This window comes from Janthinobacterium sp. SUN026 (genome assembly GCF_030397625.1).
Taxonomy (GTDB): Bacteria; Pseudomonadota; Gammaproteobacteria; order Burkholderiales; family Burkholderiaceae_D; genus Janthinobacterium; species Janthinobacterium kumbetense.
In genome coordinates, this window is record NZ_JAPQNU010000001.1 from 618,161 (window position 1) to 631,512 (window position 13,352).

Sequence of the window (13,352 nt, forward strand, 5' to 3'; positions counted from 1 at the left end):
TCTGGGCCGGAAGTGCCGTTGCAGCACACCGCACAACCCCCTGACGACTGCCATGCCTATGTCCTCCTTTTTGCGCACTATCTTTTCCTGTCTGATCTCCTGCAAGCGGGGAGGGCCGCGCGGTCTCCTGCAGCGCCTGTTATGGCTGATCGCCTGTTTCTGCACCCTTGGCGCGGCGGGAACGGCGTCGGCGGCGACAATCGACTTGTCCGTTTCCGCCTACCTGCAGGCGCCAGACCCCGTGCCGCGCGGCGGCAAGGCCAGCTTTTCGGTGGTGGTGACGAACAATGAGGACCTGGTCGATGCGACGGGCACCGTGCGCCTGGCGGTGGAATTGCCCGCCAATGTGAATTTTGCGTCGAGCACGGCGCCGGCCGGTTGCGCCTTCAATCTGGCAGCCAGTCCGCAATTGCTCACTTGCACGCGCAGCGGACTGGGCAAGACCGCGAACTGGACGGTCAATTTCAGCGGCACGGGCTCGGCGGCGTCTGCCGTGGTGACCAAGGCCAGCGTGTCTTTTGTCAACGTGGACACGGACGGCAACAGTTTCAACAACGATTCGATCAAGACGGTCACCGTCATCAAGGGCGCGGACCTGAGTGTCGCCGCCAGCGGCACGACGGGCTTGAGCGGTTGTCCCGCCGCTTGTACGGCAGCGGCCGGCGCAACGGTGGGCTACCGGGTGGACGTGGCAAATGCCGGTCCGGACAGCGCATCGCAATTCAAGGTCACGTACAACTTGCCGGCCAGCGCAGATTTTACCTATGCGTCGGCGTCCGGCACGGGCTGGGCATGCGCCCGTTCGGGCACCGTGCTGACCTGTACCTACAGCGGCGCGGCCATCGGCGTGGGGCAGCAAGCTCCCCCCATCACGATCGGCGGGCGCATCGTCAAGAGCATCGCCGGCACCATCACCAACGGCGCGTCGGTGGCTTCGAGCGACTTGCAGACCGGCGATCCGGAAGATGGCAACAACGGACCGAGCCAGGTCATCGTCACGGTCAAGCCGGGCACCGACCTCGATGCCCGGCAAACCCTGGTGTCGAACGCCAGCGGCCTGAGCTCGTTGACGCAGGGCGAGGCGGTCAGCCTGAATCTGTGGGCCGTCAATAGCGGCACGCAGGATGCCAGCGGCGTCACCGTGAAGACGACGGTATCCGGCGATTTCACGATCGGCACCTTGCCGGCAGGCTGCGCCAAGGCTGGCCAGACGATCACCTGCAATGTCGGCGCGCTGGCGCTGGGCGCCACCTCTTCCAAGTTCCTGATTCCGCTGACCGTCGCCACGGGTGCGACGGGCGGCGCGAATGTGGTGGACGTGGCACGCAGCGCCCCGCTCGACGGCTTGAACAATCCCGCCTCGGCCACCTACACCATCGTCGCGCCATTCGCCCACCTGACCCTGAGCAAGAGCAAGTCGCCAGGACTGGTCGCGGCGAATGGCCTGATCACCAATACCGTCACGGTCACCAATGCGAGCACCTCCACCAGTGCCGCCAGCGGCACCGTGACCGTGACCGATACCTTGTCGCCGCAAGAAAGCTATGTGAGCGCCAGCGGCGCGGGCTGGACGTGCAGCGCGGCGGGACAGCTGGTGACCTGCACCTACACGATCTCCGGCAGCCTGGCGCGCGGCGCGAAACTGCCTGCCCTGGTTCTGACCACGCGCGCGCAAGCGGGTTTTTCCGGCACCTTGAGCAATACCGCCTGTACCGGCATGGCCGCCGGGTCTGCGCACCAGCCGCCGGACAATGCGAGCACGGGCAATTGCGACACCGCCAGCGTCACATCGACGCCGTTGAACGTCGACCTGGCCATCGTCAAGACGGCGTCCCTGGTCAGCTTGCCGGCCGCCTCGAATACCTTCAGCTATACCCTGGTGGTCAGCAATGCTGGCCCGGACAGCGCACCGACAGTCAAGGTGGTCGACGCCTTGCCGCACTGGTACAACGGCAGCGGCGGCACCACGGGCGGCAGCGTCGTGCTGGCCGGCAGCGGCGCAGGCGAAAGCTGCAGCTTTGCGTCGACCATCACGTGCACGCTGCTGAACCTGGGCAATGGCGCGTCGCGCACCATCACCATCACGCTCAATCGCCCGTTGAAGGACGGCGCCTTGCTCAATACCGCCAAGGTATCGAGCCCGGATGCCATCGACACCGATGCGGCCAACAACAGCTCCGGCGCCACCGTCACCGTGGTGCCGCAGGCCGACGTCGGCGTCACGGCGATGGCCGGTGCGCCGAACCCCGTGCGCGTCGGCGTGCCGCTGGTGTTCACCACCTCGATCCGCAACAATGGCCCCAGCAGCGCGGCAAATGTGGTGCTGCGCCAGGTCATCGATCCAGCCCGCATGGCGTATGTGGCCGGTTCGGCCAGCATCGCGGGCAGCGCCGCGCAATGCACGCTGGTGCCCGCCTTCAGCGGTGCGCCCTATGCGGGACAGGCCGGCATCGAATGCCGGACCTTTGGACTCGGCGATGGCGAGACGCGCCAGCTGATCTTCTCTGTCATCCCCGTGTTCCCGTACCCGGATGCGCTCGACGCGGCCTATGCCACCAGCGCCACCATCAGCACGACGACCGACGACAGCAACGCGGCCAACAACAGCAACAGCACCACCGTCACCGTGATCAGCAAGGAGCTGGACCTGAGCGTGTCGGCCGTCGATACGGGCTACGAACAGAGCCCGTTCGGCGATACGCTGGTGTACAAGGTCACCGTGCAAAACAACGGGCCGTCGCTGGCCACCGGCCTGAAGCTGGTCGTGACCCCTGTGCCGCCGCCGCAAAACGGCGCTGCCGTTCCCTATACCATGCTGTGGAATGCCGCAGGTACCACCTTGCCGGCCGGCGCCTCGTGCAGCCAGCCGGGCGGCGCGGGCACGAACCTGGTGTGCTACCTGGCCAGCGTGCCCGGCGATAGCACGCTGTCCAGCGGCGCCAGCCGCGTGTTCGGCCTGAAATTCGATACGGGTCCCGTCAGCAATGCGCCGCTGGGATCGATCACCTACAAGATCAACGCCAGCGTCGAATCGCTGGAAACGGGTGCGGCGCCGTTTGCCGGCGACAAGCTGGCGACGAACAACGTGGTGGAAGAAACCACCACCGTGCTGCCGAAGACCGACCTGATGCTGGTATCGAAAACCGTTTCGCCCGCATCGCCGTTCAGCATCAACCAGCCCTTTACCTACACCCTGGTGGTGGGGAATCTGGGTCCCGCCCTGGCGGCCAGCACGGTCGTCACCGACGTGCTGCCGGCCGGCTTCGTGCTGACGGGTGCACCGATGGCACGCCTTGGCTCGGGCGCTTCGCTAACCTTGAACAACTGCGTCAGCAGCGGTTCGCCGGTCACCGTGACCTGCACGCTGGGCGTGCTGCCGATTGCATCGGGCGCAGCCGACACGGCCAACCTGGTCAGCATCACCATCCCCGTGAAGGCGCCGTACCCGGCCTATGCGGGACCGTTCGCCAGCAATATCACGAATACCGCCAGCATCGTGCCGACGCCGGGCACCTCGCGCGATCCGAACGCCGGCAACAACAGTGCCAGCGTCGACGTGCAGATCGTCAAATCGAGCATCGCCGGCTCCGTGTATAACGATGCGAACCGCAGCAACGGCATGGATGCCGGTGAAAAGATCACCAGCAGCGTGACGTTCTCGCTGTACGGCCAGGATTTCTGGGGCAACGATATCGGCACGGCGGGCGCGCCGCTGACCCTCAGCACCAGCAGCGGCGACTTCCTGTTCGACCGCCTGCCGCGCTCCGCGGCCGGCGGCTATACCCTCGTCGAGACACAGCCGGCCAGCTACGCCGACCTGTTTGAAGTCGCGGGCACGGCCGGTGGCACGCCGCCGCCGGCCAGCTGCGACAACGGCGCCAACTGTTCCGCCAGCGCGGCGCACAACACCATCGGCCAGATCGTGCTGGCGCCGAATACGGCGGCGACGGGCTACCTGTTCCAGGAATACGCGCATGCGGCCATCAGCGGCTACGTGTACGCCGACAAGAACAACAACGGCTTGCGCGAGGCGGGCGAAAATGGCATCGCCGGCGTGCAGGTGAAGCTCTCCGGCCAGACCTTCTGGGGCGCCGACGTGTGCGTCGCGATGGGTAGCGCGTGCACGGCCACCACCGACGCCAATGGCAAATACAGCTTCACGAATGTCCCGCCTAGCCGGCTGGGAGAATCCTACACGGTGACCGAACTGGCCCAGCCTGCCGGCCATGCGGATGGCAAGGAGCAGAACGGCGCCGGCAATGTCGTGGCGAACAGCGCGGGACGCGCGGCGCCGGAAGGCATCGTCATCGGCAGTATCGAACCGGGCCTGAGCTACACCGAGCGCAATTTCGGCGAACTGGCGCTGGCGTCGATTGCCGGCAGCGTCTACATGGACAGCAACCGCGATGCGGTGCGCCAGGGTGGTGAAAGCACGGGCGTGGCCGGTGTCACGCTGACCCTGAGTGGCAACGACCATCTCGGTCATCCCGTCTGTCCCGGCATTGCCGTGCCGAGCTGCACCTTCCAGACGGGTGCGGACGGCAGTTACCTGATTGCGGGCCTGGCGCCGAGCGACGCTGCCGGCTATGCCGTGACGGTCACGCCGCCAGCCAGCCTGTATCACACGGGTGCGCAGGCAGGCAGCCTGGGTGGCCTGATCGACGGCGCCGTGCGCGTGCCTGGCGCGGGCGTGCCCGGTGCGGCGATCCGGACTGCCGGCGCCATCGTGCTGCTGCCCGGCGCCACGGCGACGGGCTACCATTTCGGCCAGGCGCCAGGCGCGGCTGGCGGCGTGGCGCAGTCGCTGTCCGGTTACGTGTATATCGATGCAAACCGCAACGGCCGCAAGGATGGGGGCGAGACGGGCATCGCCGGCGTGACGATCACGCTGTCGGGCACCACGGCGGACGGCTTCGACGTCTGCAGCGTGATCGTGCCTGCCTTGTGCACGCTGCAAACGGCGGGCGACGGCGGCTACAGCTTCACGGGCCTGCCGCAAAGCGACGGCAACGGCTATGCCGTGGCTGAAACCCAGCCTGCCGCCTACCTCGATGGCGCGGAAAGCGTGGGCACGGTCAATGGCGTCGCGACAGGCCGCATCGGCGGCAGTGCGCCCCGTTTCGACCAGTTCAACGGCATCGTGCTGCCGAACGGCGGCAGCGCGCGCGATTACAATTTTGGCGAACTGACGGGCAGCATCGCCGGCAAGGTCTACCTCGATGTGGACGGCAATGGCGCGGCCGGCAGCGGCGATACGCCGCTGGCTGGCGTGACCTTGACGCTGACGGGTGGGGCAGGCGGTCCCGTGACGGTGCTGACCGATGCCAACGGCGCCTACCGTTTCGACGGCCTGCTCGCCGGTACTTATACCGTGACGCAGACGCAGCCGGTCAATTACGCCGATGCGGCGCAGGCGGCCGGCAATGGCGGCGGCAATGCCAGCGTGGCCAACGTGGTCAGCGCCATCGCGCTGGCGCCGGGTGCGCAATTGACGGGCTACGATTTCGGCGAGAAGACAGGTGCCATCAGCGGCGCCGTCTACGTCGACGCGAACGACAATGGCGTACGCGATGCGGGTGAAACCGCGGGTATCGCCGGCGTTACCATCACCCTGACCGGCATCGCCCGCGATGGCGTGACGCCAGTCAACCGCACGGCCATCACGGCCGCCGACGGCAGCTACAGCTTGCGCGACCTGCCGCACGCGAATGCGGCCGGCTATACCTTGGTGGAAACGCAGCCGGCCGCCTATCTGGACGGACGCCAGCGCAAGGGCCTGATCGACGGCGCCGCCGCCTGCGCCAATCCGGCCTGCGACATCGGTACGGCCAATACCATCGCGCGCATTCCATTCGATGCGGCGAAGAGCCATACGCGTTTTGACTTCGGCGAACTGCAGGCGGCGAGCATTTCCGGCCGCGTGTACGGAGATGCGAACGACAGCAGCAGCTACGAGAAGGGCGAAGGCTTGCCGGGCGTGAGCCTGACGCTGAGCGGCATCGACAGCCACGGCAAGCCGGTCAATGTCACCGTCGTCACGGACGCCGATGGCAGCTACACCTTCCCTGGCCTGTATCCGTCCGGTCCTGCCGGCTACACGGTCACTGAAACGCAGCCGGCCGGCCTGGGCAACTATCCAGGCGCCACGGGCACGGTTGTCGGCAGCATCAACGGCAAACCGGTTGGTACCGGCGTGGTGGATGTCGTCAGCGCCATCGTCCTGCCGCCCCAGGGCAATGGCAGCGGCTATGATTTCCGCGAACAGGTGTCGTCGTTGCGCGGTTTCGTGTATCGCGACCTGAACGACAACGGCGCCATGGACGCGGGGGAAGCGGGCATCGCCGACATTGAAATCACTGTGCGCGGCGCGAACGGCTTGACCCGTACGGCGGTGACGGGAAGCGATGGCAGCTACCGCTTCGACGGCCTGCCTGCCGGTACCTACAGCCTGCTGGAAAGCCAGCCTGCCGTGTATCTCGACGGCCGCGAAACGGCCGGCAGCGCCGGCGGCAAGGTGAACAACGCCAGCTTCGGCGCGGCGCCGGAACACAACACGATCGGCGACATCGTGCTGCCGGTGGCGACGCAGGCAAGCGGCTACCTGTTTGGCGAACGCCATATGCTGGGCAAGATCGGCGGCGTGGTGTATGCCGACCTGAATAACGACGGCATCCGCAACGATGGCGAGTCAGGCATTGCCGGCGTGACGGTGGTCCTGAGCGGCACGTCCGTCGATGGCAAGCCCGTCAAGCTGAGCGTGCTGACGGGCGCCGACGGCAGCTATCTGTTCGACACGGTGCCAGTCAGCGACGCCGCCGGCTACACCCTGACGGAAACGCAGCCGGCCGCTTATGTGGACGGCAAGACGGCGGTGCTGCCAGGATCGGTGGGCACGGCCAACGCCAGCAAGCCTGTCGGCGTGGGCAACAAGGATACGATCACCGGCATCAAGCTGGCGGCGGGCGACGACATGCGCGGCTATCTGTTCGGGGAGAAGGGCATCCCGCAATTGAAGCCGCCCATCATCAACGGCTACGTATGGCTGAACCGCGACGGCAGCCGTGTGCGTCCGCTCGACGGCAGCCAGGCTGGCGTGGCTGGCTGGACGGCCGAGCTGCACCAGGAAGGCAAATTGATCTGCCGCGCCATCACGGACGAGAAAGGCTTCTACCAGTTCGACAACCTGCATTGCCCCGGTTACGAGGCGAGCGGCTTGCCGACGGGTTCCGGCTATGCGATCACCTTCCTCAAGGATGGCAACAACATGCCGAATGTGCCCGTGTCGACGGGAGGCGAAGGCGTGGTGGTGCCGGGTGGCAGCCGCATCACCAACCTGACCTTGCGCGACGGCGACCGTGTCGTCGAGCAGAATCTGCCGCTCGATCCGGCCGGCGTGGTGTACGACTCCGTGACGCGCAAGCCGGTGGCTGGCGCCGTCGTGTCGATCAGCGGCCCTGCGGGTTTCGACAGCGCCACGCACCTGGTCGGTGGTGTTGCTGAGCAGACGCAAACCGTGGGTAGCGACGGCATGTACCAGTTCCTGCTGCAGAACGGCTTCCCCAGCGGCGTGTATACGCTGAGCGTGGTGGCGCCGACGAATTACCTGCTGGCGCCGTCCGGCAGCCTGCCGGCCTGCAAGGGACCGCTGACGGTGGGCCTGGTGCCGGATCCGGCCTTTATCCAGGCCAGCGAGCTGGCGCCGGCATTGTCGACGAAGATGGAACTCGATCCGAACAACTGCACGGGACTGATCGCCGGAGGCGCCAGGACCACGCAGTATTACCTGAGCTTTGTCATCACGAATGGCGGTTCGGCTCCGATCCTGAACAACCATATCCCGCTCGACCCGCTGGGCAGCGACAGCATCATGGTGACGAAGACGACGCCGATGCTGAACGTCACGCGCGGCGACCTGGTGCCGTACACGATCACTGCCAGCAATCCGCAGGCGGCGACCCTGGGCGCGATGGAGGTGCGCGACCTGATACCGGCCGGCTTCAAGTACCGCGTCGGCAGCGCGACCCGCAATGGCGTGCCGGCGGAACCTGTCGTCGATGGCCGCAGCTTGCGCTGGAAGGAAAGCGGTTTCGCGCCGAAGGAGAAGAAGACCTACAAGCTGATGCTGATGGTGGGCAGCGGCGTTGGCGATGGCGAATACGTCAACCAGGCCTGGGCAGCGACGGGCGAGACGCGTATTTCCAACCTGGCTACCGCCACGGTGCGCGTGGTGCCGGATGCCACTTTCGATTGTCCCGACATCATCGGCAAGGTGTTCGACGACCGGAACGCGAATGGCTACCAGGATGACGGCGAGGCGGGGATTGCCGGCGTGCGCATGGCGACGGCGCGCGGCTTGCTGGTGACGACGGATGCGGAAGGACGCTTCCACGTGGCTTGTCCGGCGATTCCGAATGCGGACCGCGGCTCGAACTTCGTCATGAAGCTCGATGACCGCACCCTGCCGAGCGGCTACCGCGTCACGACGGAAAATCCGCGCGATGTGCGCCTGACCCGAGGCAAGGTGGTCAAGCTGAACTTCGGCGCCACCATCCACCGTGTCGTGCGTCTTGAGCTGAGCGACGCCGCATTCGTCGCGGGCGAAACGACCTTGCAGCCGGAATGGGCCGGACGCATCGAAGGACTGGTGGCCAGCCTGCGCGCCAAGCCATCGGTACTGCGCATCGCGTATGCCGCTGGCGGCGATGCCGCGCTGGCGCAGCGCCGCAGCAAGGCGATCGAAAGCGAGATGCAGGCGCGCTGGCAGGCACTGCAAAACGAATATCCCCTCGTCATCGAGATCGAGGGCGCACAATGAAACCGAAAATTACCATGAACGTTAGCAATCAAGGCACCTTCAAAGCGGCGGCCAGGCCGGTCCCCAAACGGCTCGTGTATTTGCTCGGCAGCATAGGCTTTGTCTGTCTGGGCGCGCATGCGCAAACGGCAAACGAGCACGCGCTGCGGGGGAAAATGCTGGACCGGAGCCACAGCATGGGGGCGCAGCAGCCCTCGAGCGGCGAGCAGGAGTCGCCCGCTTTCAGCGACCTGGCGCCATCTGGCCTGAGCCGCGCCGAGCGCCGCGTGATCCTGGAAGCGGTGCCGCCGGCCACGCCGGCGCAGCAGAGCGTGACCTTCGACGATCTGCTGTCGGGCACCAATTTCGAGTCCGGCCGCGATGTGCTGCTGCCGGCCGCCACGGCCCGGCTTGACGCGCTTGCCGCACGTTTGCGCGGCAAGCAGAAGGTGCGCGTGCAGGTGATCGGGCATACGGACAACCAGCGCATCGCCGCCTGGTTGAAACCGACTTTCCCGACCAACCAGCATCTGTCGGAGGCGCGCGCGCTGGCCGTCACGGCCTATCTGATGCGCGCGCTGGACTTGCCGGCGTCGGCCTTCTCCGCCAGCGGCAAGGGCGAGAGCGAAGCGATCGCGTCGAACGCCACGCCGCAAGGCATGGCGCAGAACCGCCGCACGGAAATCCGTGCCTGGTACGAGGAAGCCGTCGAACTGCCGGCTGTCGCCGCCGCACCGCCGAAGCGCATCGAGACGGTGGTGCAGGTCGACGATTGCGCCGTCGCCAGCCAGCTGGCCAACCGCGATGCAGCCTTCTCCATCAGCATAGACGGCGTGGTGCAGGACACCGATACGCCGCAGCAGGAGGCGGACCGCCAGCGCTGCGTCGACGTGGCGCTGGAGCGTTCCGACATCCAGGTCAAGTACGACCCCCTGAATGTGGCGCCGGCCTTGAATGTCTGGCTGGCAGCGCCTTATGCGCAGCGCCAGGCGCCTGTGCGTTTTGGCACGTACACCAATTACGCATTTTTCCAGCAGCGCGCCGAGATCCGCATCTTCGCCAAGGGACAGAGCACGCAGGAGCAGCCATTTGCGATTGTGCCCGCGACGATGGGCGAAGCGACGGCCTGGCAGGCACCGGCCGATGCGCCGGAGCAGATCGGCTACCTGCTGCGCGTCTACGACGCAGGCGGCAAGTTCGACGAGACGCGTTTGCAGCCACTGCGCCTGCTCGATGCGGCGCCGCCCGAAGCGCCGGGCAGGAAGGACGGCGGCGATGCCTTGGCCGGTTGGGGCGAGTCGAGCCTGATCTTGCGCAATATCGATGCATCGGGCGGCAGCGTCACCATCAGCGGCGAGAAGATCAAGCCTGGCCAGCAGGTGACGGCGCTGGGCATGGTCGTGCCGGTCGACGCCAGCGGCAAGTTCGCCATGCGCCAGATCATGCGCCCTGGACCGCATACGGTGGAAGTGGCCGTGAAGGATGGCAGCGGGGCCGGCATGACCTTCCGCCGCAACCTGAACATCGCCGACAGCGACTGGTTCTATGTGGCGCTGGCCGACCTGACCATTGGCCGCGACCGCACGAAAGGCCCGGCGGAACTGGTCACGGGCGACACGCAGCACTACAAGAACGAGACCTGGGCCGACGGCCGCGGCGCGTTTTACTTGAAGGGCAAGATCAGGGGCGACTACCTGCTGACGGCCAGCGCCGACACGCGCGAGCAGCCCCTGCGCGACCTGTTCCACAATTTCCAGAGCAAGGACCCGAACTACCTGCTGCGCCGCATCGATCCGGATAAATACTATCCCGTGTACGGCGACGACAGCACCACCGTCGACGATGCGCCTACCCAGGGGCGCTTTTACGTGCGCCTGGAAAAAGGCGATTCGTCCGTCATGTGGGGGAATTTCCAGACCACCTGGAGCGGCTCGGAACTGGCCCAGTACAGCCGCGGCCTGTATGGCGCCAACCTGTTGTGGAATGGCGCCGCCAGCACCAGCCATGGCGAAAAGGCCAGCACGGTCAACGCCTTTGCCGCTTCGCCGGGCACCTTGCAGTCGCGCGAGGAATTTCGCGGCACGGGCGGTTCGCAATACTATCTGCGCCACCTGGACCTGACGCAGGGCTCGGAACGCCTGTGGGTGGAAGTGCGCGACAAGGATTCGGGCCTGGTGATCGAGCGCATCCAGCTGACGCCTTCGCAGGATTATGAAATCAACTACCTGCAGGGACGCCTGACCTTGCGCTCGCCGCTGTCCTCCGTGGCCGATGGCGGCGCGCTGGTGCAAAGCGCCAGCTTGAGCGGCAACCCCGTGTACCTGGTGGCGACGTACGAGTATGTGCCGGGCCTGAGCGCCATTTCCGGTACCTCGGTAGGGGTGCGCGCCAGCCACTGGTTCAACGACCATGTGCGCATCGGGGCCAGCAATTATCACCAGGGCGAACAGGGTTCGGACCAGACCCTCAAGGAACTGGACCTGACCTTGCGCTACAGGCCGGGTACCTGGATCAAGGCCGAGGCAGCCCGTTCCAGCGGCGACGCCAGCAGCGTGCTCAGTTCATCGAGCGGAGGCTTCGATTTCAACCAGACGACGGCGGGCGGCCGCCCCGCCAACGCGAAGCGCTTCGACGGCGCGCTGGACCTGGCCGACCTGGGCGGCGCGGCGCGCGGCCGCATCGCCGCCTACTGGCAGGACCGCGAAGCCGGTTACGCGGGACCGGGCATGCAGACCCTGAACGGCGAGGCCGTGCGGCAAACGGGCCTGGCGGCGACGGTGCCGCTGGGCGAGCGCACGGAAGTGTCGTTGAAGGTGGATGACCGCACGGCCACCAGCCAGGATGCGCGCGCAGTGGAAGCGGCGCTGCGCCACAAGCTCGATGCGGAGTGGGGCGTGTCGGCAGGTCTGCGGCACGACCGCCGCGACAATGCGGCTGGCAGGGACAATGCCAGCGCCATCCTGAGTCAGGATGGCGGGCGCAGCGACGCCGTGCTGCGCGTCGACTATCGGCCATTGCAGCAGGGCCAGCAAGCCCGGGATGGCGCGCTGGAAAAGACGCCGGCGTCGAACGCCGTGCCGCAGCAGGGACTGGAAGGCGGCATCACGGGCCAGCTGGTGACGCAGGGACGCGAGGCAGGCATGGCCGGCGGTCCGCAGTACGGCCCCGACACCACGCTCGCTTCCGGCGTGGCCTCGGCGCGCGTGGCAGGATTGCTGTACGCGCCGTGGGACATGTACGGCTTCGTGCAGCATACCTTGTCGCGCAGCGGCAACCGCGCCCTGAATGACCGCGCGGGACTGGGTGGAACCTACCAGGTGAGCGAACGCCTGCGCCTGGGGGCGGAAGCGTCGGGCGGCAGCGGCGGCGCGGGCGGCCAGCTGTTCGGCAACATGCAGATGGATGAGCGCAGCAGCGTTTACCTGAACTACCGCATGGAGACGGAAACGCCGGACGTGAACTACAGCGGCCGTCAGTCCACGCTGACGGCGGGCAGCCGCTACCGCCTGAACGACAAGGCGGGCCTGTTTGCGGAAAGCCGCTGGGGCAATGGCGCGGGGCCGCAAAGCCTGACGCACGCGTTCGGCGTGGACCTGGCGCCCACCGAGCGCTGGACCACGGGCATCAAGTTCGAGACGGGCACGCTGTCGAATCCCCTGTCGGGCGACTTGAAGCGCGACGCCATCGGCCTGACGGCGGCATATGCCTACGAGCGGCTGAAGTTTTCCAGTGCGCTGGAGTTCCGCACGGACCGCACGAAGTCGCTGGGGACGGTGGATGGCAGTTGCGCCACCATGCCGGCTGACGGCGGCTGCGCCACGGACGCGAACAGCGAACATCGCAAGGTGTGGCTGACGCGCAATGCGCTGAGCTACCAGCTGGACCGCGATTGGCGCCTGCTGGGCAAGTTCAACCTGTCGCGCAGCAGTTCCACGCGGGGTGCCTTCTACGATGGCGACTACACGGAAGTGGTGACGGGAGCGGCCTATCGCCCGGTCGACAACGACCGCTGGAATACCCTGTTCAAGTACACGTACTTTTACAACCTGCCTTCGCCAGGCCAGGTCGACGGCGTCACGGGCGGGGTGCTCGACTACACGCAGAAAAGCCATATCCTGAATGTCGATACGACGTATGACGTGCGGCCATGGCTGTCGTTGGGCGGGAAATTCGGCGTGCGCACGGGCCAGTTGCGCGCGTCGAAGACGCAAGGCGAGTGGTTTTCCAGCCGCGCGGAATTGCTGGTGCTGCGCGCCGACTTCCATATCGTCAAGGAGTGGGATGCCCTGATCGAGGGACGCAGGCTGAAGGCGCGCGAGGCGGGCGATGCGCGTGCCGGCGCCCTGGTCGGCGTCTACCGGCATGTGGCGAAGCACGCCAAGATCGGCATCGGCTACAACTTCACGACCTTCTCGGACGATTTGACGGATTTGTCGTATCGCAGCCGGGGCTGGTTCCTGAACGCCATCAGCACGTTCTGACGCCCATAGGCGCGCCAGGAAAGCAGGACGGTCTCGCGGCTGTCCTGCTTTTTTTTCGCCGTTCGCGTGTCTCCCCG

At 66.5% G+C, this 13,352-nt stretch carries 2 protein-coding genes; both read left to right on the forward strand.

Translation table 11 applies throughout. The features are described from left to right. Positions 1 to 205: 205 nt before the first annotated feature. Positions 206 to 8,815, forward strand: coding sequence for an SdrD B-like domain-containing protein (locus tag OX459_RS02910; RefSeq protein WP_289903751.1), 8,610 nt, complete (start codon positions 206 to 208; stop codon positions 8,813 to 8,815). A 14-nt stretch (positions 8,816 to 8,829) separates the two neighbouring features. Further along, a complete protein-coding gene (locus OX459_RS02915) occupies positions 8,830 to 13,275 on the forward strand; it encodes an OmpA family protein (protein WP_289903753.1) in 4,446 nt (1,481 codons plus the stop codon). The last annotated feature ends 77 nt before the right edge of the window (positions 13,276 to 13,352 follow it).